The organism is Elioraea sp. (assembly GCF_022842375.1).
Taxonomy (GTDB): Bacteria; Pseudomonadota; Alphaproteobacteria; order Acetobacterales; family Acetobacteraceae; genus Elioraea_A.
Map to the genome: position 1 here is coordinate 1 of NZ_JALHPR010000020.1, position 24,720 is coordinate 24,720.

The 24,720-nt window shown below is 71.5% G+C and carries 23 protein-coding genes; 8 read left to right on the plus strand and 15 right to left on the minus strand.

Going from position 1 to position 24,720, the window contains the following annotated elements; translation table 11 throughout:
- Positions 1-267: ROK family protein (locus Q0C38_RS15875; protein WP_291298091.1), on the plus strand; the 267-nt coding region annotated here is incomplete at its 5' end.
- A gap of 3 nt (positions 268-270) precedes the next feature.
- The gene (locus tag Q0C38_RS15880) at positions 271-1,524 is read left to right on the plus strand and encodes a DNA polymerase IV (RefSeq protein WP_291298092.1); all 1,254 of its coding nucleotides are present in this window, start codon (positions 271-273) and stop codon (positions 1,522-1,524) included.
- A 37-nt stretch (positions 1,525-1,561) separates the two neighbouring features.
- Here Q0C38_RS15880 and Q0C38_RS15885 read toward each other — a convergent pair whose 3' ends face one another.
- Together Q0C38_RS15885 and Q0C38_RS15890 are read right to left on the minus strand one after the other, a co-directional pair.
- A complete protein-coding gene (locus Q0C38_RS15885) occupies positions 1,562-2,338 on the minus strand; it encodes a YopT-type cysteine protease domain-containing protein (protein WP_291298093.1) in 777 nt (258 codons plus the stop codon).
- 105 nt (positions 2,339-2,443) lie between these two features.
- Positions 2,444-3,241 (minus strand): cell envelope integrity EipB family protein, encoded by a 798-nt coding sequence (locus tag Q0C38_RS15890; RefSeq protein ID WP_291298094.1) that lies wholly within the window; start codon positions 3,239-3,241, stop codon positions 2,444-2,446.
- A 255-nt stretch (positions 3,242-3,496) separates the two neighbouring features.
- On the opposite strand from Q0C38_RS15890, the gene Q0C38_RS15895 reads away from it, so the two are divergent.
- Positions 3,497-4,144: a GGDEF domain-containing protein gene (locus tag Q0C38_RS15895; RefSeq protein ID WP_291298095.1), complete on the plus strand. Its 648-nt coding sequence runs from the start codon at positions 3,497-3,499 to the stop codon at positions 4,142-4,144.
- Positions 4,145-4,243: 99 nt separating this feature from the next.
- Here the strand turns inward: Q0C38_RS15895 and aspS are convergent, their stop codons facing one another.
- Positions 4,244-6,028 (minus strand): aspartate--tRNA ligase, encoded by a 1,785-nt coding sequence (gene aspS / locus Q0C38_RS15900; RefSeq protein WP_291298096.1) that lies wholly within the window; start codon positions 6,026-6,028, stop codon positions 4,244-4,246.
- A 141-nt stretch (positions 6,029-6,169) separates the two neighbouring features.
- Between aspS and rnd the strand changes: the two genes are divergently transcribed.
- A complete protein-coding gene (rnd, locus tag Q0C38_RS15905; protein WP_291298097.1) occupies positions 6,170-7,357 on the plus strand; it encodes a ribonuclease D in 1,188 nt (395 codons plus the stop codon).
- 12 nt (positions 7,358-7,369) lie between these two features.
- On the opposite strand, the gene Q0C38_RS15910 is transcribed toward rnd, so the two are convergent.
- Complete coding sequence (locus Q0C38_RS15910; protein ID WP_291298098.1) at positions 7,370-8,842, minus strand: hypothetical protein; 1,473 nt, start codon at positions 8,840-8,842, stop codon at positions 7,370-7,372.
- Positions 8,843-8,911: 69 nt separating this feature from the next.
- Between Q0C38_RS15910 and Q0C38_RS15915 the strand changes: the two genes are divergently transcribed.
- Positions 8,912-9,088 carry a hypothetical protein gene (locus tag Q0C38_RS15915; protein WP_291298099.1) on the plus strand — a complete coding sequence of 59 codons (177 nt, stop codon included), beginning with the start codon at positions 8,912-8,914 and terminating at the stop codon, positions 9,086-9,088.
- A gap of 33 nt (positions 9,089-9,121) precedes the next feature.
- On the opposite strand, the gene Q0C38_RS15920 is transcribed toward Q0C38_RS15915, so the two are convergent.
- Both Q0C38_RS15920 and Q0C38_RS15925 read right to left on the minus strand, forming a co-directional pair.
- Positions 9,122-11,074: a PAS-domain containing protein gene (locus tag Q0C38_RS15920; RefSeq protein WP_291298100.1), complete on the minus strand. Its 1,953-nt coding sequence runs from the start codon at positions 11,072-11,074 to the stop codon at positions 9,122-9,124.
- Positions 11,075-11,076: 2 nt separating this feature from the next.
- Positions 11,077-11,793 (minus strand): response regulator, encoded by a 717-nt coding sequence (locus Q0C38_RS15925; protein ID WP_291298101.1) that lies wholly within the window; start codon positions 11,791-11,793, stop codon positions 11,077-11,079.
- A gap of 204 nt (positions 11,794-11,997) precedes the next feature.
- On the opposite strand from Q0C38_RS15925, the gene Q0C38_RS15930 reads away from it, so the two are divergent.
- The 3 genes from Q0C38_RS15930 to Q0C38_RS15940 are packed head-to-tail and all read left to right on the plus strand — an operon-like array spanning position 11,998 to position 15,419.
- On the plus strand, positions 11,998-12,213 hold the full coding sequence (locus tag Q0C38_RS15930) for a DUF1127 domain-containing protein (protein ID WP_291298102.1): 216 nt from the start codon (positions 11,998-12,000) through the stop codon (positions 12,211-12,213).
- Positions 12,214-12,249: 36 nt separating this feature from the next.
- Positions 12,250-13,614 (plus strand): tetratricopeptide repeat protein, encoded by a 1,365-nt coding sequence (locus Q0C38_RS15935; protein ID WP_291298103.1) that lies wholly within the window; start codon positions 12,250-12,252, stop codon positions 13,612-13,614.
- Positions 13,611-15,419 (plus strand): hypothetical protein, encoded by a 1,809-nt coding sequence (locus Q0C38_RS15940; RefSeq protein WP_291298104.1) that lies wholly within the window; start codon positions 13,611-13,613, stop codon positions 15,417-15,419. Before Q0C38_RS15935 ends, Q0C38_RS15940 begins: the two co-directional genes overlap by 4 nt.
- Here the strand turns inward: Q0C38_RS15940 and Q0C38_RS15945 are convergent.
- The 9 genes from Q0C38_RS15945 to Q0C38_RS15985 all read right to left on the minus strand — a co-directional run bounded on the left by Q0C38_RS15945 (position 15,400) and on the right by Q0C38_RS15985 (position 24,677).
- Complete coding sequence (locus Q0C38_RS15945; RefSeq protein ID WP_291298105.1) at positions 15,400-16,683, minus strand: hypothetical protein; 1,284 nt, start codon at positions 16,681-16,683, stop codon at positions 15,400-15,402. The two genes, Q0C38_RS15940 and Q0C38_RS15945, sit on opposite strands and share 20 nt — an antisense overlap.
- On the minus strand, positions 16,680-17,603 hold the full coding sequence (locus tag Q0C38_RS15950) for an ABC transporter ATP-binding protein (protein WP_291298106.1): 924 nt from the start codon (positions 17,601-17,603) through the stop codon (positions 16,680-16,682). The genes Q0C38_RS15945 and Q0C38_RS15950 overlap by 4 nt, the downstream gene beginning before the upstream one ends.
- Before the next feature lie 8 nt (positions 17,604-17,611).
- Complete coding sequence (locus Q0C38_RS15955; protein ID WP_291298107.1) at positions 17,612-18,805, minus strand: CaiB/BaiF CoA-transferase family protein; 1,194 nt, start codon at positions 18,803-18,805, stop codon at positions 17,612-17,614.
- Positions 18,802-19,734, minus strand: a complete 933-nt coding sequence (locus tag Q0C38_RS15960) for a hydroxymethylglutaryl-CoA lyase (RefSeq protein ID WP_291298108.1) — start codon at positions 19,732-19,734, stop codon at positions 18,802-18,804. The genes Q0C38_RS15955 and Q0C38_RS15960 overlap by 4 nt, the downstream gene beginning before the upstream one ends.
- 10 nt (positions 19,735-19,744) lie before the next feature.
- Positions 19,745-20,485: an IclR family transcriptional regulator gene (locus Q0C38_RS15965; RefSeq protein ID WP_291298109.1), complete on the minus strand. Its 741-nt coding sequence runs from the start codon at positions 20,483-20,485 to the stop codon at positions 19,745-19,747.
- Between the two features lie 126 nt (positions 20,486-20,611).
- On the minus strand, positions 20,612-21,580 hold the full coding sequence (locus tag Q0C38_RS15970; RefSeq protein ID WP_291298110.1) for a tripartite tricarboxylate transporter substrate binding protein: 969 nt from the start codon (positions 21,578-21,580) through the stop codon (positions 20,612-20,614).
- 32 nt (positions 21,581-21,612) lie between these two features.
- Positions 21,613-22,251, minus strand: coding sequence for a TIGR04282 family arsenosugar biosynthesis glycosyltransferase (locus tag Q0C38_RS15975; protein ID WP_291298111.1), 639 nt, complete (start codon positions 22,249-22,251; stop codon positions 21,613-21,615).
- A gap of 30 nt (positions 22,252-22,281) precedes the next feature.
- Positions 22,282-23,676: an amidase family protein gene (locus Q0C38_RS15980; RefSeq protein WP_291298112.1), complete on the minus strand. Its 1,395-nt coding sequence runs from the start codon at positions 23,674-23,676 to the stop codon at positions 22,282-22,284.
- On the minus strand, positions 23,673-24,677 hold the full coding sequence (locus tag Q0C38_RS15985) for a nitrile hydratase subunit alpha (protein ID WP_291298113.1): 1,005 nt from the start codon (positions 24,675-24,677) through the stop codon (positions 23,673-23,675). Before Q0C38_RS15985 ends, Q0C38_RS15980 begins: the two co-directional genes overlap by 4 nt.
- Between the last annotated feature and the right edge of the window lie 43 nt (positions 24,678-24,720).

The following is a 24,720-nucleotide window of genomic DNA, read 5'->3' on the forward strand; positions in this document are numbered from 1 at the left end:
GACCCGGTGGCCCGCGCCGCGCTGGCCCGCCACGCCGACAGGCTCGCCCGCGGCCTGGCCGGGGTGATCAACCTGCTCGACCCCGACGCGATCGTGCTCGGCGGCGGTCTCTCCAACCTCGAGCACCTCTACAGCGAGGTGCCGGTGCGCCTCAGCCCCTACGTGTTCTCGGATGTCGTCCACACGCCGATCCTGAAGGCGAAGCACGGCGACAGTTCCGGCGTGCGCGGGGCCGCCTGGCTCTGGCCCATCGCTGCGCGCGGCTGAGCGATGCCTGCCATGTGCCGTGACTGCGATGCGGCGGTGGCTGATGAGGCGCAGCGCTGCGAGGCCTGCGGCAGCCCGCGCATCGTTCGGCACCCGGAGCTCTTCTCGCTCGCCATCGCGCATCTCGATTGCGATGCGTTCTATGCCTCCGTCGAGAAGCGCGACAGGCCGGAGCTTGCTGACAAGCCCCTGATCGTCGGCGGCGGCAGGCGCGGCGTCGTCACCGCTGCGTGCTATGTCGCGCGCACCTATGGCGTGCGGAGTGCCATGCCGATGTTCAAGGCGCTTGCCCTCTGCCCGCACGCCGTGGTGATCCGCCCCGACATGGCGAAGTACGTCGAAGCCGGCCGTGCCGTGCGCTCGCTGATGGAGCGCCTCACGCCGCTCGTCCAGCCGCTGTCGATCGACGAGGCGGTGCTCGACCTCACGGGCACGGAGGCGCTGCACCAGGCCCCGCCGGCGGTGGTGCTGGCCCGGCTTGCGCGTGACGTGGAGCGCGAGGTGCGCGTCACCGTCTCGATCGGGCTGGCACCGAACCGCATGCTCGCCAAGATGGCGGCGGAGCGTGACAAGCCCCGCGGCTTCGCGGTGATCGGTCAGGCCGATGCGGCGTCGGTCCTGGCACCCATGCCCGTCTCCGCCCTGCCTGGCGTCGGGCCGAAGGCAGCCGCGCGGCTGGCGGCGAAGGGGTTCGTTACGCTCGGGCAGATCGCCATTCTCCCGCCACCCGCCGCGCTGCGCGCGCTCGGCGATGACGGGCCAGCGCTCGCGGCAATGGCGCGGGGGGAGGATGGAAGGGCGGTCGACCCCTCGCGCGAGGCGAAGTCGATCAGCGCGGAGACGACGTTCAACGACGATCTCTCGGCACTCGCCGATCTCGAGCGCGCGCTCTGGCCGCTGGCCGAGAAGCTCTCGGGAAGGCTGAAGGCGAAGGGGCTGGCGGCCGGGGGCGTGACGCTGAAGCTCAAGACATCGGGCTTCGTCAGCCGCACCCGCCACGCGCGCCTGCCGGAGCCGACGCAGATGGCCGATACGTTGTTCGCCGCCGCGCGCGGCCTGCTGGCCCGCGAGGCGACGGGTGCGCGGTTCCGCCTGATCGGCATCGGCGCCGACCCGCTGGCCGACGGGCGCGACGCCGACCGCGGCGACCTCGCCGACCCCGCGGCGCCGAAACGCAAGGCGATGGACCAGGCGATGGACAGGCTCAGGGAAAAGTTCGGCTCCGGCGTGATCGGCAAGGGGCGAGGGCTACGCTGAGGCAGCCTCATGCCGGCGCCTGGGCGGCCATCCTGCCTCACCCGGCAGCGACATACGTGAACCCGTCCGTCCGGTTCTCGTTGTAGGCGATGCCGTAGCCGATCTTCTTGTAGCAGCCGACCCAGGCGTGGAAGAACGTCGCGGGCTTCAGGACCTCGTAGACCCCGCAATTCGGATCGAAGAAGTACAGCGTGCTGCCGCGGCTCCTGTAGATCGCGACGGCGTGCCCGCCACCGGACTTGCCCTCGACCTCGGCGACGACCGACAGCGCGGCGTAGATGCCCACGCCCTTCTTGAGGACCTGCGTGCCGCAGGCCTTCACCATGCTGTCCGGGACGTTGACGTCCGTCGTCATGCTGTTGCGCTCGCGCCACTCTCCCCTGACGCGCTCGCGGATGACGATCGGCCTGCTGTCCTGCTTCAGGATGTCGGTCGGGTGGGGCTGGGTGCCGGCGGACAGGCCGAACCGCGCAAGCAGCTTTGACGTGCTCGCAGTACCGGCGTAGGCGAGGTAGTGGGGGGCGGCATCGAGGGCGATGGCGAGGTTTCGCCCCGTGTGCGGATCGCCATCCGAGGATCGCGCCTTGAAGGCGAGGTCAGCCGGTGCGGCGAGCTTCTCGCGCAGCCACGCGCATGCGAGTGCGGCGCAGATGCCCGTCTGCATCGCCTTGAACTCATCCTCGGAGAACTGGACCTCGTTGATCCTGTCGCCCCCCTCGGCTGTCTTGCGCGGCAGGTGGGGCAGGGTCTTCTTCTGCGTGTACTTGAGGATTTTCGTCGCGTGCTGCTTCAGGTCGGCGAAGTTGCCTGGCATCCGAGCCCCCCGTTCCATCCATCCCGCCCGCGCTGATGATGGGCGGGCCTGTGGCAGCGCGTCCACCACGACGCGCGGGGGGGCTCGCCGGGCGATGCGCGGCGCTCAGCAGCCGCCGGGGATGATCTCCAGCGTCTCCATCTTCCCCTCGACCACAAAGTCGCCGAAATCCATCTTGAGTTCGTCGGCGATGCCGTTCTCCCAGTAGCGGATGCCCACCTCGTAGTCGGGGCTGCCGGACGTGTTCGTCGGCTCGAAGAAGGCGATCCTCACCCGCCACGAGGCGAGCGGCGACAGCGCGGGGAACCGCACGTCCTCCGGCGCCACGCGGCTGACGATGGCAGTGTTGCTCTCCATCGCCCCGTCGGCGGAGGTGCCGTCGAACAGCGGCGCGCCGAGCGTGCGCTGCCCGGCGCGTGCCGCCTCGAACATCTTCAGCGTGTGGATCATCGGGAACAGCGTGCCGCGCGGCAGCGGCAACTCCACCTCAGACGGCTCGCGATAGCGGATGCTGCCCTCGCCGCCCGGCGCGTCGAGCCTGGCTTCGCCGACGATGGTCTGCGCCACCTGTCCGTCCACCACCTGGCGGAGGCGGAAGCGCATCGACCGCCCATCCTTCGCCTCCCACGTCACGTAGTCCGACTGCCGCTCCGTGCCCTGTCCGTCACGGCCGACGATGGCCAGCGTGAAGCGCTGCTGCACGGTCCAGGCGTCACACTGGTCGACCACCTCGTACAGCATCGCCCCCGATGCGCTCTCGATCCCCGCATTGCCGCGGGCGGTGTCGAGCGAGAGCCGGTAGGCGGCCCGGTGCGAGGCAAGCTCCGCCACTGCCGGTCCCGCCAGGAGCGGGGGGGCGGCGAGGAGGAGGGCGGCGAGGAGAAGCTGGTGCTGGCCGCGCATCGATGATCCTTTCGCGATTCGCTTCCCACCATATGGGGGCGGCGAGGCCCGCTCCAGGGGCCTGCCACGCTGAGATGGGAATCGCCTGCCGGGTCAGCCCTGCCCAGGCGCTGCAGGACTTGCCGGGCGCTGGCGTGCGGCAGGCGGAGGAACAGCGGATGGAGCGAGGCCTCACCGGGGCGTGAGCGCTGGCACGGCGGTTGCCTCACGATCGCGCGGGCGGCCGCCACCACGGCCGCAGGAGAGGAGACCGCCATGCCGTTCGACACGCCGGCCCCAGCGATGCCGCTGACCCGCACCGCGCCATCGCAGGCGATTCCCACGCTGCTGGCCGAGGTGCACCGCCACCTGCCCGACCAGGCCTCGCGGCGCGCCGTGCTGGCGCGGGCGGAGGAGATCGCGCGCGGGGCGGGGCGGGCGTTGAGGGGCCGGGCGGCCCGGCGGCGGATGCTCGAGCATTTCGCCAGCACCGATGCGACGACCGGGCTCCTGAACCGCCGCGGCCTTCGCTCACGCCTCGCCGAGCGCCTGGCGGAAGCCCGGCGGCACAACGAACCCGGCGTCCTCATCTTCGTCGATCTCGACAGCGTCGCTGCCATCGCCGGTCGCTTCGGTGCCCCTGGCGTCGACGCGGCATTGCTGATGGTCGCCGAGGGGCTGCGCCATGCCGTGCGCGCTGATGACTCGGTCGGCCATCTCGGCGCCGGCAGCTTCGGCGTGCTGATCAGCAGGATCGATCACGAGGCAGCGCTCGGCTCCGCCGCACGCCTCGCCCAGGCGATCGCGCGGCTGACGCTCGTGTTCGAGGGGGAGGCGGAGAGGCTTGCCGTCTCGGTCGGGCTTGCACCCTTCGCCGGTAACGAGCCCGCCGAGGCGCTGCTCGACCGCGAGGTGGTTGCCTAGTCCGTGATCCGTCTTGGCGGATCACGGTCCAGCCATTCTTTGCGAGCAACGTTATCGGCTTACGGATCGCTGCACGATTCAACGTAAGCCGCTCTTGCTCTAGCCCTTCTTTGGCGGCGGCAGGTCGAGCCTGATCGAGAGTTCCTTCAGACGCTCCGGCGGGATGGTGGCGGGCGCGCCCATCATCAGGTCCTCGGCCTGCTGGTTCATCGGGAACAGGATCACCTCCCGGATGTTCGGCTCATCGGCCAGCAGCATCACGATGCGGTCGATGCCGGGTGCCGAGCCGCCATGCGGCGGCGCGCCGTAGCGGAAGGCGTTCAGCATGCCGCCGAACCGCGCCTCGACCTCGGACGCCGGATAGCCCGCGATCTCGAAGGCGCGGATCATCACGTCGGGCCGGTGGTTGCGGATCGCGCCGGAGGACAGCTCGATGCCGTTGCAGACGATGTCGTACTGGAACGCCTTGATCGCCAGCGGGTCCATCGTGTTCAGCGCCTCGAGCCCGCCCTGCGGCATCGAGAAGGGGTTGTGGCTGAACTCGATCGCGCCGGTGTCCTCGTTCTTCTCATACATCGGGAAATCGGTGATCCAGCAGAAGCGGAAGGCGCCCTTCTCGATGAGGTCGAGCTCGCCGCCAAGCCGGGTGCGCACGGCTCCCGCGAACTTCGCCGCGGCCGCTTCCTTGTCGCAGGCGAAGAACACCGCATCGCCGTCGCCCAAGTCGAACGCGGCACGGATCGCCTCGCAGCGATCGGCCTCGAGGTTCTTGGCGATCGGCCCCTTGGCCTCGCCCCCCTCGAAGGTGATGTAGCCCAAGCCGCCCGCCCCCTGCTCGCGCGCCCACTCGTTCAGCTTGTCGAAGAAGCTGCGCGGCCGGCCGCCGGCGCCGGGGGCGGGGATGGCGCGCACCACCGCACCGGTGTTGATCGCGCGCGCGAACAGCCCGAACCCGCCGCCCCGGAACGCCTCCGTCACGTCCTTGATGCGGAGCGGGTTGCGCAGGTCCGGCTTGTCGGAGCCGAACTCCAGCATCGCCTGGTCGAACGGGATGCGCGGGAAGGGCGGCGGCGTCACGCCGCGGCCTTCGGCGAACTCCTCGAACACGCCGGCGAGCACGGGCTCGATCGTCGCGAACACGTCGTCCTGCGTCACGAAGCTCATCTCGAAGTCGAGCTGGTAGAACTCGCCCGGGCTCCGGTCGGCGCGGGAAGCCTCGTCGCGGAAGCAGGGCGCGATCTGGAAGTAGCGGTCGAAGCCCGCGACCATGGCGAGCTGCTTGAACTGCTGCGGCGCCTGGGGCAGGGCGTAGAACTTGCCCGGATGCAGCCGTGCGGGAACCAGGAAGTCGCGCGCCCCCTCGGGCGAGGAGGCCGTCAGGATCGGCGTCTGGAACTCGGTGAAGCCTGCCTCGATCATCCGCCGCCGGATCGAGGCGATGACGTTCGAGCGCAGGATGATGTTGCGGTGGATGCGATCGCGGCGGAGGTCGATGAAGCGATAGGTCAGCCGCATCTCCTCGGGGAACTCGGCCTCGCCCGCCACCTGGATCGGCAGCACCTCGGCGGCCGATTGCACCTCGATCGCGCGCACCCGCACCTCGACCGACCCGGTCGGCAGCTTCTGGTTCACCGTGTCGGGCGAGCGGAGGACGACCTCGCCGGTGATGGTGATCACGCTCTCTGGGCGGATGCGCTCGGCATCCGCCAGGGCCGGGTTGCCCTGGTCGAGAACGAGCTGGGTGAGGCCGTAATGGTCGCGCAGGTCGATGAACAGCAGCCCGCCATGGTCGCGCTTGCGGTGCACCCAGCCGGAAAGCCGCACGGTGGCCCCCGCATCGGTCTGGCGAAGCTGGCCGCAGGTATGGGTGCGATACGCGTGCATGTGGCTCTCTGCGCTCCGGGCGCTGGGGGGAGTTGGGTGGCGCGGCAAGGAACCGGCCGGGGGGCCCCCTGTCAAGCGCATGGCGTCGGTCCATGCGGCTGGACGGTTGGAGCCGCGCCCGGGCCCGTGTAAAGGGAGCCGATGAACCGCCCCTCCAAGGCTGGCTTTCCCCCGCCTCAGCAGATCGAGACGACCGACGCGCTGGCCGCCCTCTGCACGCGGCTGGCCGAGGCGCCCTTCGTCACGGTCGATACCGAGTTCATGCGCGAGCGCACCTACTGGCCCGAGCTCTGCGTCGTGCAGCTCGCCGGGCCGGACGACGTCGCGGTGGTCGACGCGGAAGCCGAGGGGCTCGACCTCGCCCCCCTCTACGCGCTGTTCGACAACCCCAACGTGGTGAAGGTGTTCCATGCCGCGCGGCAGGACATCGAGATCTTCGTCCTTCGTACCGGGCGGGTGCCGGCACCGTTGTTCGACACCCAGATCGCCGCGATGGTCGCCGGCTTCGGCGACCAGGTTGGGTATGACGCGCTGGTCGGCGCGCTGACGGGAGCCTCGATCGACAAGGCCTTCCGGTTCAGCGACTGGTCCGCCCGCCCGCTCACCCAGCAGCAGATCACCTACGCGGCGGCCGACGTCACCTATCTCCGCCGAGTCTACGAGAAGCTGAAGGCGCGGCTCGAGCGCGAGGGGCGGCTTGCCTGGGTGGCCGAGGAGATGGCCGTGCTGGCCGAGCCCGCCACCTACCGCACCGAGCCGGAGGACGCTTGGGTACGGCTCAAGCCGCGCACGACCAACCGCCGCTTCCTCGCCGTTCTCCGCGCCGCCGCCGCCTGGCGCGAGCGCGAGGCGCAGCGGCTCAACATCCCCCGCCAGCGCGTGGTGAAGGACGAGACGCTGCTCGAGGTCGCAGCCCAGGTGCCTGGCGATGCCGTGGCACTCATGCGCGCCCGCGGCTTTCCCCGCGGGCTGGCCGAGGGCAAGGCAGGGGCGGCATTGATCGCCGCGATGGCCGAGGCGCAGGGCCTGCCCGATGCGGCGCTGCCTGAGCTGCCCGCCCGCGGCAACGGCATCAAGCCCTCGCCGGCCATGGTGGCGCTGTTGAAGGTGCTGCTGCAGGCCAAGTGCGACGAGCATGACGTGGCGCAGAAGCTGCTCGCCTCCTCCGATGACATCGACCGGCTGGCGACGGAGGACGAGCCCGATGTTCCCGCCCTGCATGGCTGGCGGCGCAGCGTGTTCGGCGAGGCGGCGCTGGCGTTGAAGGCAGGCCGCATCGCCCTCGCGGCCGAGGGGCGGCGGATCAGGCTGGTGCCCCTCGAAGGCTGAGGGGCCCGGCGCTCAGGCGCCGCGTGGGTGGCCCGCCGCGGCCTGCCCCGGCACGCCGCCGCCGGCCGGTGCGATCGCCGTGACCACGCGAAGCGCCTGGGCGATCACCAGGTCGAAGAACCGGAATACGACCTCGACCGAGTAGCCGGCGAGGAAGGCCAGCGCGGCGATCGAGAGCGCCACCGTGCCGGCCGGGCCATCGACCGTCGTTCCCTCGGCGCGGAAGAACAGTCCGATGCAGCCGCCGAGCAGGAACGCCATGAAGATGCGGAACAGCGCGTGCCGCCAGTCGCGCGGGTGCAGTTCGCTCGACACGATCTTGTTGTTCAGCCGCCGCACCGCATAGACGGCGCCGCCGAGCACGCCGAACAGCACCGGCAGGTAGTAGATGCCCAGCGCGCTGAGCAGCGCCCCGCCGACCTGCTCCGAGGTGTAGCTCGTGTGCTGGCTGATGTCGCGGACCGAGAGGCCCGGAAGCCAGCTGATCCAGGAGCCGTTGTAGACGCGCTCCGGCTCGCCGTTCGCGTCCGCCCCAGCCGGCTGGAAGTTCGCGAGGGCGATCGGGTCGGCCACGGCAGTGCCGCCTTTCGCGGCCCCCGTGGCCTTCACGGTGGCGACGCCCGTGGTGCGGTCTATCCAGGTCGCGAGCTCGGATTTCGCGACGTTGTGGCGGAACAGCGCCTCCCGCCGCGTGTCGCAGAGCAGCCAGTGCGCCGGGCCCTCGAAGCCGTAGAGCATCCGCTCAGGCGGCGTTCCCGGGCCGGGCAGGAGGGCGACGCGGTCACACAGGCGGGGAACGATTGCGGTCCAGAGGCCTGGCTTGGGGTCGATGGCGCTGATCGCGGCGGTGTCGGCGGCGGCGACGTCCTTCTCGATCGCCGCGAGCGCCGCTCCCGTCGCCCTGACCTGGTCGAGCACGGTCTTGCCGACCATGGCATGGACCGACAGCGAGACGGCGAGCATCACGGCGGCGATGCCGGCGATGGCGAGGACCGATGTCACCGCCTTGCTCACCCGCGCCTGGCGGTGCATCTCGGCGAAGTCGGATCTATGGCGCAGCACCGCCGCTTCGGGCAGGCCGCCCGTATAGAAGCCGGTGAAGGCGATCGTGTAGGCATCGGCAGGTGCTGCGGCCGCGTTCAGCGTGTCGCGGGCGCAGAAAAGGAACGCGCTCGCGTCGGGGTCGCGGCCGATGGCAGCGATGTCCATCTGCTCGATCTCGGCAATGCGCCGGAGGAAGGCCTCCTTCAGCGGTGCCGCGGCCTGCGTGGCGGAGGCGCGGTCGGCCAAGGTGCGGTCAGCCAAGGTGCGGTCAGCCAGCGCGCGTTCGAGGCTCGCATCGTTGTGGCCCGAGACGAAGGTGCGCAGCAGCCCGACATCGACCAGGGCGCGGTCGATCTGGAGCAGCTGCAACGCGTGCCGCATGTCGCCCTGGGGCATCGGCGCGGGGCGGGTCGACAGCTTGTCCTGGTGTCCATCGGGCATCCTGCCCTCCTGCTGCCAGCGGCAGCCGTTTTCGGTGCTTCACGGTAACAAAAGGGCTTCGCGCGTGGTGTGACGCGCCGCACATCCGGCGAAACGATTGAAACCGCTCGCCCCCTGTGGCGACACCGTCGCGCAACGCGGCTGTTCGTGCCGGCGGCGCTGAACGCCATCGGCTTGCACGAGCGGCTCGGCTATCGCCGGCTCGAGCGTCGCGTGGTCGCCGTCGGTGGGGTGGACCTTCCCTGACAGCAGATATTCAAGGACGCCGCCTGAGGCCGCTCACCGGCCGGCGACGGCACGCACGACGCGGCGCACCTCGGCCGGCGCGAAGGGCTTGGCGAGAACCGGGCGGCCGGTGGCGGCCAGCAGCGCATCGGCACCGGTACCGAGCCTGTCGCCGGTGACGAACACGAGGCGGTCGGCAAGCTCCGGCCGCGCCTCGGCGAGCCAGGCGTGCAGCGCCGCACCATCGATCCCCGGCATGCGGAGGTCGGACAGCACCACGTCGAAGCCGCGGTCGGAGAGGCGCTGCTTCGCGGCCTGGCCGTCCGAGACCGTATCGACCACGAAACCGTCCCCGCGCAGGATCTCGGCCAGGACGGAGGCCACCTCCTCCTCGTCATCGACGACAAGCGCCGAGAGGACGCGGCGGACGACGAGGCCGGGCGCTGGCTCCGCCTCCGCCTCGCGCTGCGGCACGTCGAGCGTGCCGCGGGGCAGCATGACGCGCACCAGCGCCCCACCCCCCTCGCTCTCCTCCAGCGTGATCGTTCCTGCATGCGCCGAGACGATGGCGCGGCAGAGCGAGAGGCCGACGCCGGTGCCGCCGCCCTCCTGCCGCGTGGTGAAGAATGGATCGAACACCTTGGCGCGGAGGCCAGCGGGAACGCCAGGCCCGTTGTCGGACACGGCGAGCAGGATGCCGCCATCCTCGCCTTCGGCCGGCTTTGCCGAAATTGTGATCCGCCGCTTCCCCTCGACGAGGCCAAGCGCCTGCTGTGCGTTGGTCAGCAGGTTGATGAGCACCTGCACGAGCTGGTCCTGGTCGGCTGCGATCTCGGGCAGCGTCTCGGGCAGCTCGCGCAGCACCGTGATGCCGGCGCTGCGCAGCGCATACCCGATGAGGTCGAGCGCTGCCTCGACCACGGTGGCGATGCGCACCGTCTTGCGCTCGGGCGGCTTCCGCCGCGCCATGCCGAGGAAGGTCTGCACGATCCTGCCGCACCGTTCCGCGGCCGACCTGATCTTGACCGCCCGCGCTCCGAGGGCCGGTTCAGCCGCCGCCTGCTCCACGAGCAGCGTTGCATGCGCGATCACGATGGACAGCGGGTTGTTCAGCTCATGCGCGACACCGGCGAGCAGCGAACCAAGGGCCGAGAGGCGCTCTGCCTGATGCACGGCATCGCGCTGGCTCCGCACCTCGCGCTCGGCCGCCTTCACGGCGGTGACGTCGGTGTAGGTCGAGAGCAGCCCGCCATCGGGCAGGCGGCGACGCCGCACCTCGAAGATGCGCCCATCCGGGCGCGTCTCCTCGACTGTTTCGCTGCCGGCTCCGGTGATCGCCGAAACTCGCCGTTGCACGAGCGTCTCGATATCCTCGCCCGTGCCCTCATGCGCGTAGAACACGCCATGTTCGAGCCGCCAGCGCACGAAGCTCTCCAGCGGCATGCCCGGCTCGCCGAACTCCGGCGGATAGCCGTACATCCTGAGAAACCCTGGGTTCGCGAGGACGACGCGGCCGTTCTGGTCGATGATGTTCACGCCCTCGGCGATGTGGCCGAGGATGGCCTCGAGCTGTGCCGTGCGGCGGGCGAGATCCTCCTCACGCTCCTTCAGATCCGTCAGGTCGCGGACGATGGTGAAGTAGCCCTGGACGGTTCCGTCCGCTCCCGGAACGGGTCGGTAGACGCGCTCGACATAGCGTCGCCTGCCGCCGGGATACGTCATCCAGCCGAGCCAGCGCACCGTCTCGCCGGCCAGCGCCTTCTCCGCCAGCGGCGCGAGCATCCGCGCCGCTTCCTCGCCGAGCACCTCGTCGCCGAGCACCTCCTCGACCGTGCGGCCGACGATGGCATCGACGGTGACACCCATGAAGGCGGCGTATTCGGGGTTGGCGTAGCGATGCCGCCGGTCACGGTCCATGAAGGCAACGCGCGTCAGCGCGCGGTCGAGCACGCTGCGGAACAGGGCCGGGTCCATTGGCGGGAACGCCGCGCCCGGCTCGTCCGCCATGCTCAGCCCTCGAACACGTAGCCTGCGCCGCGGACGGTGCGGATCAGCGCCGGCGCATCGGGGTTGCGCTCGATCTTGCGCCGAAGCCGCGTGATCCTGACATCGATCGACCGGTCGAACGGATCCGACCCTCCAGGGTGGGCAATGTCGAGCAGTTGTGCGCGCGTGAGTACCCGTCCCGGCCGCTCGGCGAAGGCCTGGACAAGGTCGAACTCCATCGCCGTCAGCGAAATCTCAGCACCCTGGTCGTCGATCAGCTTGCGCGCGGCAAGGTCCACGACATGGGGGCCGAACGGGAGTCGCTCCGCCGGCCTGGCGGGAAGGGCGATGGCGGCGCGCGTCGCCTGCACGCGGCGCAGCACGGCACGCACGCGGGCCAGCAGCTCGCGCAGGTCGAACGGCTTGGCGACATAGTCGTCGGCGCCGATCTCGAGCCCGACGACACGGTCGACCACGTCGGACGCGGCCGTGACCATGATGATGCCGATCGACTGCCCATGCGCGGATCGGAGCGAGCGTGCGAGCGATAGCCCATCCTCGCCGGGCAGGGCGATGTCGAGCATGGCGACATCCGGCATCGCCTTGGCGATCAGCGCGCGCGCGGCGGCAACGTCGCCGGCCGTACGCACGGCAAGCCCGTTGGCCGCCATGTACTCGGCGACCGCTTCGGCGATGTCGGGCTCATCCTCCACCACGAGCAGGCTGGGCAGCATGGTCATCATCGGCCCCGGACCATTCCCGCAACAGTTCCCCCCTCGGCTTTAGCCGCAGCGGCGCGGGCAATCAAGCAGGCCGCGCCCGTTCCGCCCGGGGTGAAACACCGGAAACACCATTCCCGCCTGCCGGAAACACGCACGCAACGGCCCATCGCGATAACGGCGCCACAGCATGCGGCCCCGCCATGCCGGCGCGGCCCTGACAGGATGGAGATCACGATGTTCCGTACCGAAAGCCTGCCCGGCCGGCTCACCGCCACGACGGGCCTGTTCGCCCGCCTCTCTGCCGCCGTCGCCGCTTGGATCGCGGTGCGTTCGACCCTGCGGGTGGTCGAGGGGCTCGATGAGCACCTGCTCCGCGACATCGGGCTCGAGCCGCAGCCGACCGACCAGATGTTGCGCCGGCGGCTGATGATCCTTTGAGCTGACGCCGCAACGACCTTCCACGGGATGGGTGCCATGACCGACCGGACGACGATGACCGACAGGCGGGGCTGCGAGATCAGCCACGCCTCCGCTGCCGCCCTCGATGGGTTCGAGGAGGCGCTCGCGCTCTTCAACGGCTACTTCGCCGATCCCTTCGCCCGCATCGAGGCGGTGCTCGGCGACAGCCCCGACATGCCGATGGCGCTGGCGCTGAAGGGCGGACTGCTCCTCTGCTCGACCGAGGCGGCGATGAACGAGAAGCTGGCCGAGGTGATCGCGGCGGGCCAGGCGATGGCCGGGCGCATGACGGCGCGCGAGCGCGGTCATTTCGCCGCCCTTGCCGCCTGGCACCGCGGCGACCTCGCCGGTGCCGGCGACCATTACGCACGCGTGCTGGCCGATCATCCGCGCGACCTGCTCGCGCTCCAGGTGGCCCACCAGGTCGATTTCTTTCAGGGGCGAAGCATGATGCTGCGCGACCGCCCGGCCTCGGTGCTGCGCGCCTGGGACGGCTCGGTGCCGGGCTTCGGCTTCGTCCTCGGCATGCACGCCTTCGGCCTCGAGGAGATGGGCGAGTACGGCCGCGCCGAGGAGCAGGGCAACCGTGCGCTCGCGCTCAACCGCGCCGATGCCTGGGCGGTGCACGCCGTCGCGCACGTCATGGAGATGCAGGGCCGCACCGACGAAGGAGCCGCGTTCCTGGAGGGCCGCCGCGACGACTGGGCGCCAGAAAGCGCGCCGGGCAACATGCTCGCCTACCACAACTGGTGGCACCTCGCGCTGCATCACCTCGACACGGGCGGGTTCGACGCCGCGCTCGCAATCTACGACACCGCCATCCGCCCCGGCGACAGCCGCGTCGCGCTCGAGCTCGTCGATGCCTCGGCGATGCTCTGGCGCCTCTGGCTGCGCGGCGTCGATGTCGGCAACCGTTTCGCCTCCGTCGCCGATGCGTGGGAGACGCTGGCCGATGATGCCTGGTACGCGTTCAACGACGTGCACGCGATGATGGCCTTCGTGGCCACCGGCCGGCCTGCGTCGCAGGACCGCGCGATGGCCTCGCTCAGCCGTGCGGCGCGTGGCGGCGGAACGAACGCGATGATGGCACGCGAGGTGGGCCTGCCCGCTTCCCGGGCGCTCGCCGCCTTCGGCGCGGGGCAGTACCGCGCTGCCGCCGAACAGCTCGCTGCCCTTCACCCGATCGCGCATCGTTTCGGTGGCAGCCATGCGCAGCGCGACGTCATCCACCTGACCGCGCTTGAGGCAGCGACCAGGGCGGGTGATCGCGGGCTCGCACGCGCGCTCGCAACACAGCGGTTGGTGCAGAAGCCGCACAGCCCGTTCAACCAGGCTGCCTTCGCGCGTGCATCCGCGCTCGCGGCACCTGCGTCCGCATGACGCTCCAGACCGACGAAAGGACCACGACGATGTTCGACGACAGGCGCTTCGCACGGCTCCGGGCCGTGCTCCTCACCAGCGCGACGGCGCTCGTGCTTGCAGCACCATGGGCGGCGTCGGGCCATGAGAGCCGGGACTACGCTGGCCGACCGGGCGAGCTCGGCGTGGTGCGCGTCGCGCCGACGGTTCCCGGCGGTGCCGAGGCCCCGCGGCTCCACGGGATGGGCATTCTCACCTGGCGCGTCACCGCGAATGCCGAGGCGCAGGGCTGGTTCGACCAGGGGCTGAACCTCGCCTGGGGGTTCAACCATGCCGAGGCGGTGCGCGCGTTCCGCGCCGGGCGGCAGGCCGATCCGTCCTGTGCGATGTGCTTCTGGGGCGAGGCCTGGGCCCTCGGCCCGAACATCAACGCGCCGATGGCGCCAGCCGCACTGCCCGCCGCCCGCGCAGCCCTCGACCATGCCCGCGCAGTTGCTGGCGGCGTCACGCCGATCGAACGCGCGCTGGTCGATGCGCTCGCGGAGCGTTACGGAGCAGAGCCGATCGCCAATCCCGCTGCTGCAGCCCGGGCCTACGCCGGTGCGATGCGCGGCGTCGTCGCTCGCTTCCCGGCCGAGCGCGAGGTTGCCGTCCTCGCCGCCGATGCGCTGATGAACGTGACCCCGTGGGACTACTGGACCGAAGGCGGGCGCGCCGGCAAGGGTGCGACCGACGAGATCATCGCGCTGCTGGAGGCGGTGCTCGGGGTTGCGCCGACGGGCCCGGCGAGCCGTGGCGAAAAGCTTCCGGCGCTCGTGCCCGACCCGGATCATATTGGCGCGATCCATCTCTACATCCACATGGTAGAGGCGTCCGACCGCCCTGAGCGTGCGCTGCCGGCAGCCGGACGGCTCGCCGGGCTCGCGCCGGCCGCGGGCCATCTCGTTCACATGGGAAGCCATATCCTCTACCGCGTCGGACAATACCGCAACTCGCTTGCGCTCAACCGTGCAGCCGTGGCGGCAGACCAGGCCTACATCGCCGCCGCGCGCCCGACCGGGCTCTATCCGCAGGCCTACTATCCGCACAACCTGCACATGCTGCTCGCGAGCGCGCAGATGGCGGGTGATGCCGAGACGGTGCTCGCCACCGCGCGGGCGCTTGCCGAGACCGTGACCGAGGAGGCGGCGCGCGACACCGCCTGGGTGCAGCCGATCATGGCGGCACCGTGGTTCGCGCACGCGCAGTTCGCCGCACCGGAGCAGGTCCTGGCTGCGCCGCCGCCGGATGCCGAGCTTCCCTACGTCCAGGCAGCCTATCGTTACGCCCGCGGCATCGCGTTCGCGCGAAGCGGCGAGCGTGGGTCTGCCGAGCAGGAGCGCGCGCGGCTGATCGCGCTCGCCGACCAGCCGGCGCTTGCGGCGTTGGCGGACGGAGGCGTTCCCGCGCCCGATCTGGTCAGGCTCGCGGCCGAGATGCTCGTCGGCCGGATCGCGATGTCGGCCGGGCAGTTCGGCGAGGCAGCCGCTGCCTTCGCGCGTGCCGCGTTCATCGAGGACCGGCTGCCCTACAGCGAGCCGCCGTTCTGGTACGTGCCGACGCGCCAGAGCCTCGGCGCGGCACTCCTGCTGTCCGGCGACGTCGACCAGGCCGAGGCGGTGTTCCGCGACAGCCTGCGCCTTGCCCCGCGCAACGGCTGGGCGATCTTCGGCATGCGCGAGGTGGCACGCCTCCGCAACGATCTGGCGGCGGAAGACGAGGCCGAGCGCCAGCTGCGCGAGGCCTGGATCGGCGACCGCGCGCTGCTTACGCTCGAGCGCCTGTAGTGGGCAGGGCGGGCCGCCCCGCGCGGCCCGTCCGGACCCGTCCGGCGAGCAGCGCCCAGAGCAGAACCGCCTGCACCGCCGGGGCGCCAAGGGTGAGGAACGTTCCGGCACCGAGACCAACGACCGGCACCGGCAGGAAGAACGGCAGCAGCACCGCCACGTCGACCGCGCCCAGCAGCCCCGGCACGGCGGCGTAGAGGACGACGAACCACACGATCGCCGTGACCGCCCCGCGCACCCCGCCAGCGCGAAGTGCCACGAGGCGTGTGAGTGCGATGTCGCGCGCGAGGAACAGCACGACCGACACAGGCAGCAGCGTGGCGAAATCGCTGCCCATAACCTCGGGCACCGCGACACCGCGGAACCCCAGCAGCACGGCGAGGATGGCGGCAAGTGCCAGCGCCTGGACCGAGGGCGGCGCATCGCCCACCCGCCCGCCAAGCAGGCGGACGATCTCGCCGCGCGACTTCGGCTCGAGCAGCGCGGCGGCGGCGACAGCGATCGTCGTCGCGAGGAAGGCTGCCCGGAGCGCACCCACGGCGCCCTCGCTCCAGCCGAAGCCGCCGGCGAACGCCGCCACGAACACCGCGAAAGCGGGCCACGCCCAGCGCCGTTGCGGCACGGTGAGCTCGCGGCCCATCAGCCGCCATGCGCCAAGCACGCTCCAGCCGCAGAACAGCGCCGAGGTCGCCAGCGCGAACACTGCCCCGTCGACGCCGAGCCCGTACCAGCCCGTTTCCTCCACTGCCCAGGCGAGCGGATCGTCCATGCCGGCCCCGGCCAGGATACCAGCGAGGTGCGGCAGCGACGTCAGCACCAGCGCACGCCCGCCGAGGGCGAGCAGCGCGAGCGAGGCGAAGAGTGCCACGCCATGCGCGAACAGCACGCGCAATCCCAGCGATGCGCCACGCGCGACATCGCCACCGGCGGCGAGGAACACGGCAAGGCAGATCGCCACGCCATACCAGGCATAGGCGGTGGCGCCGAACAGCTTGCCGAAGGTCATCTCGGCTGCCGTCAGCGCGCTGGCCCGCTGGCTGTCCCATGTGCGCGCGGCGACCTCGCCCATCACCGCTCCCGCCGCCTGTCGCGTGCCCCAGATGACGCCGAGGCCGAGGCCCATCCACCACGCCGTGGTGCGCAGCGCGTCCGCCCCCTCGGCGACATGGGCGATGGCAAAGACGAGGCCGAGAACGGCGGGCATGGCGATCAGCCGCTGCGGCGTGATCTCGAGCCAGAGGTTGCGGACGAGCTCCGCGTTCATGGCGCACCGCGTGCGGCGCGAAGCCGCGCGAGGTAGAGGTCCTGCATGCTGCCCTGCCGCTCCTCGAACGCAGCGATCGCCCAGCCGGCGCCGACGAGGCGCGCGAGCAGCGCTGCCTGAGCGGCCCTGTTGCCGGCGAAGTCGAAGCTGACCGTCAGCCCCTCGGCCGCGACGGCGGTGACACCCGCCTCGACAACCAGCGCGGAAGCGGCCGCCGCGCCGTCACCCCCGGCAAGCACCAGCGCCAGGCGACGCTCGGGCTGCACCAGCGGGCCGTGGCCGATCACCTGGCCCGCGTCGAGCATCAGCACGTCGGTCGAATAGTCCTCGAGCTCGGCGAGGATGTGGGAGGAGACGAGCAGCGTCATGCCATCTGCCGCGAGCTGCCGCAGCAGCACGGCAAGCTCCGCCCGCGCTTCGGGGTCGAGGCCGGCTGCGGGTTCGTCGAGGATCAGCACCGGCGGGCGGTGGATGATGGCGGTGCCGATCGCCACGCGCTGGCGCTGGCCGCGCGAGAGGGCGGCGGCCTGGCGGTCGAGCAGGCCGCCGAGGCCGAGGGACGCGGCGACGGCATCGATCCGCCCAGGCCGTTCGGCCGCCGGCACGAGGCGCGAGCGCGCGGCGTAGTCGAGGCAGCGGCGCACGCTGAGCCTGTCGTAGAGGCCGAAGAAATCCTGCAGGAACCCCATGCGCGCCCGCGCCGCCCGTGGATCGGCCACGACGTCGATGCCGGCGAGGCTGATGGTGCCCGCGTCCGGCACTTCGAGCCCGGCGAGGCAGCGCATCAGCGTCGTCTTGCCCGCCCCGTTGGGGCCGACCAGCGCGGTGACGCTGCCGGGTGCGGCGGCGAAGCTGACGCCGCCAAGCGCGGGCGTTCCGTCATACGCGAAGTGGAGACCGGCGACGGCGATGGCGCTCATCGCCGCGGTCATCGGCGCTCGGGACGCACCACGACGATGCCGTCGGCCAGCAGCGCGTCGATCTCCTCGGCACTCATGCCGGCCTCGGCCAGCACGGCGGGACCATCCGCGCCGATGGCCGGCGCGTCATGGCGCTGCGTCGGTCGCGCACCGTCCATCGCCAGCGGCAGGGCGGGCAGCCGCGAAGGCTTGCCGTCGGGCAGCGTCACGGGAACGAGGCCGCCGGAGGCCGCGAGATGCGGGTCATCGAACAGCTCATCGGGCCGGGCGATGGGCGCGAAAGGAAGCCCGCAGGCTTCGCAGGCAGCGGCGAGCTCGGCGCGCGTCATCGCCCCGAAGCGTTCGGTGAGGGCGGGGATCAGCCGCTCGCGCCCGCGCACCCGGTCGTTGTTGGTGCGCAGCGTCGCGTCGGCCGCAAGCGCGTCAAGGCCGAAGGCGCTGCACGCCTGCTGCCATTGCGTATCTGTGACGATTCCGATGAAGATCTGCTGCCCATCCGCCGTCGGGAAGATGTCGTACACACCCCACGCCGGCGTGCGCACCGACATGGGGTTGAGCGGCTTTCCCGTCATCGCGTGCATGGCCATGTGCTGGCCCATCAGGAACACGGTGTTCTCGTAGAGCGAGGAGACGATGCGCTGGCCGCGGCCGGTCCGCGCGCGCTCGATCACGGCGGAGAGAACGCCGATGGCGCCGAACATGCCGCCCATCACGTCGTTCAGCGAGGCGCCTGCGCGCAGCGGCTGTCCCGGAGGGCCGGTCATGTAGGCCAACCCGCCCATCATCTGCACCACCTCGTCGAGAGCGGTGCGGTCCTGGTAGGGTCCGTCCTGGAAGCCCTTGTGGCTCACGTAGATCAGGCGCGGGTTCCGCGCCGACAGCGCCTCGTAGCCGAAGCCCATCCGGTCCATCGCACCGGGGCGGAAATTCTCGACGAAAATGTCGGCACGATCCGCCAGGCGCAGCAGCGCCGCCTTGCCGCGCTCGGTCTTGAGGTCGATGGCGAGGCTCTTCTTGTTGCGATTGTACATCGCGAAGAACCCCATGCCGGAGCCGAGCAGGCGGCGCGTGTTGTCGCCCTCTGGCGCGGGTTCCACCTTCACCACGTCGGCGCCAAGATCGCCGAGGACGAGGCCGCAGGTCGGGCCCATGACCATGTGGGTGAGCTCGACGACGCGAAGCCCAGCCAATGGCGCGCTCATGCCGCCACCCGCGCCGAACGCCATTTCGCTGCCGCACCGTGCAGCGCCTCCCCCGGCAGCGCCTCGGCCAGGATGGCGCGCGCGGCGATCAGCCGGTCGAGGTCGATGCCGGTGGCGACGCCGAGGTCGTGGAACATCGAGACGAGATCCTCCGTCACCGCGTTGCCCGACGCGCCCGGCGCGAAGGGGCAGCCGCCGAGGCCAGCAAGCGAGCCGTCGAATGTGCCGATGCCCTCCTCCCACGCGGCGAAGGCGTTGGCGAGCGCGAGCCCACGCGTGTCGTGCAGGTGAACGCCCGAGAGGCGGTGGCCGATCGCGGCACGCACCGCCCGCACCAGGCGCTTTACCTGGGACGGGTTGCCCATCCCTGTCGTGTCCGACAGCCCCACCTCGTCTGCCCCCGCCTCCACCATGGCAACGGCAAGCCGCACCACGTCATCCTCCGGCACCGCGCCCTGCAGCGTGCAGCCGAAGGCGGTCGAAAGCCCACCCTCGATCGTGGGCCGATGGCCCTCGGGCGCCGCATCGCGCAACGCCGCGATCGCGCGCAGCGCCTCGACCGATTGTTCCGGCGTCATGCCGACATTGGCCAGCGCATGCGCGCGGCTGGCACTCACCGGCACGGTGATCTTGTGCACGCCGGCCGCGATCGCACGCTCCGCCCCGCGGGCGTTGGGCGCGAGAACGGCGACGGTAAGGCCGGGCAGGGTCAGCGCGTGCGCCACCACCTCGGCCGTGTCGGCGAGCTGCGGCACACGGTCGGGCCGCACGAAGGAGCCGACCTCGATCTCCGAGAGACCGGCCGCGGCGAGTGCGGTGATCCAGCGGCGCTTGGCCTCCGTCGGCATGATGGCGTGGGCGTTCTGCAAGCCGTCGCGGGGGCCCACCTCGCTGATCAGCACGCGGGAGGCAGGGGCGGTGGCGCTCATTGCTTCTGTCTCACTCCTGCGCCGCGGCGAGCGCCGCGGCGGCCTCCTCGAGTGGGCGCGCGTCGCCGCCGACCGCACGCGTCAGCCGCGCCGCCGCGGCCGCAGCCTCCTGACGCATCGCACGAACGAGCGGTGGCGTGAAGCGCGTGATCGGCCCAGAGAAGCCGACCACGCCCGCGAGCGCATCGTCGGCGTCGAGCACCGGCGCGGCGACGCCCGCCGTTTCGGCCGATCGCTCGCCGTAGGAGACAAGGACGCGCTCGCCCGGTGCCGTGGCACGCAGGGCAGTGCCGCTGCCAAAGGCGAGGAAGGCGCGCCCGGCGGCGCCGCGGTCGAGCGGCAGGCGGTCACCCTCCCGCACGGCATCGCGCACGGGGTGGGCGGCCTCGACGCGGCAGAGGCAGAGGCGGCCGCCGCCATCGCGCACGTAGAAGCTCGCGCTCTCGCCGCTGGCATCGCGCATCCCGCGCAGCACGGGGGCGACGAGATCGGCGATGCGGAAACCGCGGCGATAGGCATCGGCGAGCGGCACCGGGCCAGGCCCGAGGCGCCAGCCGCGATCGCCCGCGCGCTGCGTGTAGTTCGCGCGCGAGAGGCTCTCGAGCAGGCGCAGGATGGTGCTCTTGTAGAGGCCCGTGCGCTGCGCGAGCGCGGCGAGGGTGACGGGCGCGCCGCTGCCATCCGCGCCGAGGGCCGCGAGGATCGCCAGCGCCCGGTCGACCGCCGCGACGCCGCCCGCCTCCTGCGTCATGGTCTGCGCATCGATGACATGAAACGCCCCCGCGCCATTCTGTCAGATGGAACGTTGTTCTGATCGTTAGGATGCAGCGGTCGCCGGCACCGCGTCAATCAGTGACGTATGAGCGGAGCGACGCGGCTATTCGACCTTGCCGATGGCGCGGACGGCCGTGATCAGCCGCGCACTGTCGGCCGCAACGAAGCGAGCGAAGTCAGGCGCATCGAGCCAGGCGGGCGGGCTGCCGGCCGTCTCGAAGGCGCGGATGGCAACGGGGCTTCGCATTGCCTCGGCGAGGGCCGCGCGCAGCCGCTCCCGCACCGGGGCCGGAACGCCGGCTGGCGCGAACAGCCCAGCCCAGATGGAGAACTCCACACCAGCGAAGCCGCGCTCGATGAACGTGGGCACCTCGGGGAAGGCGGCCACACGTTCCGCCCCCCAGCAGGCCAGCACGCGCATCCGTCCCTCGCGCACATGCTGCGTCAGTGTGCCGGGTGCAGAGGCAAGCGCGCGGACCTGGCCGCCGAGGAGCGCCGTCAGCGCCGGGCCGGCCCCCTGGAACGGCACGTGCAGCAGCCTGATGCCCGCGCGGTGGGCGAACATCTCCATCGCGACATGCAACGTGCCGTAGGTGCCGGAACTGCCATAGGGGATCGACCCAGGCGCCAGTTTCGCTGCCGCGACGAATTCCTCGAGCGTGGTCCACGGGCTGTCGGCGCGCACGGCGAGCATGGTCGGGTCAGCCAGCACGCGGCCGATGGGGGTGAGCTGGTCAACCTCGTATTGCGGGGTTCGGCCGAACAGCCTGTCGGCCTCCGGCAGCACGGCGAGGGAGGAGAGCGCCATCAACAGCGTGTAGCCATCGGGGGCGGCGCGCGCGACGGCGGCGTTGCCGATGGCACCTCCCGCGCCGCCTCGGTTCTGCACCACCACGGACTGGCCCAGCACCTGTTCCATCGCCACCGCGACGGGCCGCGCGGCAAGGTCCGCCTGCCCGCCAGGCGGGAACGGGACGACCATGGCGATCTGCCGCGTGGGCCAGGCCTGAGCGCGTGACGCAGGCGCGAGGGCGAGCAGCGGAAGCGTGAGCGCAAGATCGCGGCGTCGCATGCGAATCTCCCCGTCGTCGGACTCCGGACAGACTAGCGCGGTGGCGAGAGGGCGGCGAGCGTGTCGCGGGTTGCCGGCGCGGTGGCGGAATCGGCATCGAGCTGGCGGGCGAGCACCGCGAGGTCATCGGGTTCGTCGATATCATGCCACGGGGGCGCGAGCGCCACCGCGATGCCCGCGCGCGCGGCGGCGGCCAGCGTCTCGTCGAGCACGCGCGGCGTGCTCCACGCGATGCCAGCGAACAGCGCTGGCGCGGGAGCGGAGAGGCCGACAAGCCAGTACCCGCCATCCTCGGTCGGGCCGAACACGGCGCGGTCGGGCGCCTCGGCGAGCAGCGCGAGTGCGGCGGCGATGTGGCCCCGCGGCAGCGTCGGCGTATCGGCGCCGATCAGCAGCACCGGCGCATGGCCGCGCGCGAACAGCGCATCGAACCCAGCGACGATGCGCGCGCCGAGGTCGCCCTCGCCCTGCGGCAGGGCGGCAAGGCCGGTGAGTGCGGCGAGGTCATCGCACGCCGCGTCAGGGCTTGCGATCACGTACGTCGTCGCGGCGCTGCGCGCGGCTGCGGTGCTGTCGACCAGGAAGGCGCGCGCAAGCTGCGCGGCACCCTCGGCCCCGAGGGCGGGGATCAGCCGTGTCTTGGCCAGCCCCGCGCGCGGAGCCTTCGCCATCACGCCGATCGCAGGACCTGCCACGCCGGCTCAGCCGAGCGGCGCCAGGGTGGGCGCGGCGCAGGCAGCCTCGATCACGGCCGCGGCCGCGAGTGCCAGATCGTCACGGTATAGGGCGGCCGCGACCTGCACCCCGCGCGGCAGGCCATCGGCATCGATGCTCACCGGCACGGCGACGGCTGGCTGGCGCGAGAGGTTGAAGGCGAAGGTCCAGGGCGCCCAGCGTTGCCACAGCTCCTCCTCCGGGTTGGTGAGCGCGGCTTCGGCCGGGAGGGCTGCCTGCGGCGCGGCGGGGCACAGCACGATGTCATGGCGGCGATGGAACGCGGCCATCGCGTGGGCCGTCTCGATCGACGCTGCCTGCACGGCGAGGAAGCTCTCGGCATCCATCGGCGCGGTGCGCTGCGCCATCGCCACGAGTGGTGCATCGAGCAACGCGCGGCGCTCTTCGTCGAACCCGTCCACCAATCGCTTCAGCGCCTGGCCCCACACCGCGGCGAACAGCGCGCGCGTATCGGGAAGCGAAGGATCCGCCTCCGTCACGATCGCGCCTGCATCCGCGAGCGACTTCGCCGCGCGGTCTACCGCTTCGAGCGAGGCCGCATCGGCAGGCGGGGCGAAGCCGAAGCGTCGGACGATGGCGACGGTGAGCCCACGCACGCCGCCCGACACGCGGTCGAGCCAGCCAGGCGTGGGGGAGGGAAGGCAAAGGGGGTCACGCCAGTCAAACCTGCCGATGGCATCGAGCATCAGCGCCGCATCCGCCACCGTGCGCGTCATCGGCCCGGCGACGGCGACCTGCGCGAAGGCACCGAGCGGCCATTGCGGCACGCGGCCGAAGGAGGGCTTCACGCCGACGATGCCGCACCAGGAGGCGGGAATGCGGATCGACCCGCCGGCATCGGTGCCTATGTGCAACGGCCCGTAGCCGGCAGCAGCCGCCGTGCCGGCGCCGCAGGAGGAGCCGCCTGGCGTCATTGCAAGGTTCCAGGGGTTGCGCGTGATGCCGTGAAGCGGGCAATCGCCAGGCGACTTCCAGCCGAACTCGGTCGTCGTCGTCTTGCCCAGGATGACGGTGCCGGCGGCCTTGAGGCCGAGGACGACGGGGCTGTCCTCCGTCATCGGGCGGGTGTCGGTCGCGCGGCTGCCGCGGCGCGTCGGGTGGCCGGCGAGATGCAGCAGGTCCTTCACCGTTGCCGGAACGCCATCGAGCGGCGAGAGCGGCCTGCCCGCTCGCCAGCGGCGCTCGCTGTCGGCTGCTGCCGCCATCGCGCCCTCGGTGTCGATCACGGCCATGGCGTTGAGGGCGGGTTCGTGCCGCGCGATCCGGTCGAGGCAGGCCCGCGCGACCTCGCGCGGCGAGAGCGTTCCGCGTGCGTAATGCGCGCCAAGTTCCGTGGCCGTGAGCGTTGCTGCGTCGGTCATGCAGCCTCGCGGGCGTGGGCCACGCCGATCATGCTGTCGCGCGTGACGAGCCTGGCCAGCCGCTCCTCGCTCCACGACTCCGTGCCGGGAGGGCGGGCAGGGATCACGAGGTAGCGGTTCTCCGCCGTGCTGTCGTGAACGCGGATCTCGACATCGTCGGGCAGTGCCAGGCCGAACTCGGCGAGCACGGCGCGCGGCTCGCTCACCGCCCGCGCGCGGTAGGCGCGGCTCTTGTACCAGGCGGGCGGGCGGCCCAGCACGGTGCGCGGATAGCAGGAGCAGAGCGTGCAGACGACGAGGTTGTGCAGCGTGGCCGTGTTGAACAGCGCCGTCAGCCGTGTCGCGGCAGCAGGGATGCCGAGTTCCGCGCCTGCCGCGTTGCCGTCGGCGGCAAGCCGCGCGGCATAGGCAGGATCGGACCACGCGCGGGCAACGACGCGCGCGCCGAGATGCTCGCCCCGCGCATCCATCCGCGCGATCTCGGCCGTGATCTCCTCGCGCGTGACGATGCCGCGCGCGACCAGGCGCTCACGCACAGCCAGGGCGCGGAGGCGGAGGGGGGAGAGAACCGTCTCGCCCGCGTCATGATCGGGCTGGTGTGCCCGGCCGTGGTCGTGGTCGTGGTCGTGGTCATGGTCGTGATGGTCGTCATACGGGATGACATCGGCGCCTGCCGCGCGAAGCCTGGCGACCTCGGCCGACAGTTCGTCCTCCCCAATCACGCCCTTCTGCACCAGCAGGCCGGAGAAGGCGTGGATCCAGCGCTCGTAGTAGGGCAGCGCCCAGTAGGTGTCGCCGTCCAGCCGCTCCTGCAGGCTGCGTGTCTCGTCGGTCGTGAAGAAGTTCCGCTTGGCATCGGCGAGCAGCATGCGGATCGCGTCTGCCTCCTTCTCCCAGTGCGCGTAGTCGTGCTCGTCACGGTCGACGGGTGGGCCGCCAAGGCCGCCGATGTCGTGCGGGCCGCTCTGGGGGTGCGCGTGCGGCGGAGGAAGGTCGGGCATGGCGTCGGCTCCTTCGGGCGCGTCTCGACAGGGACGCGGCAGG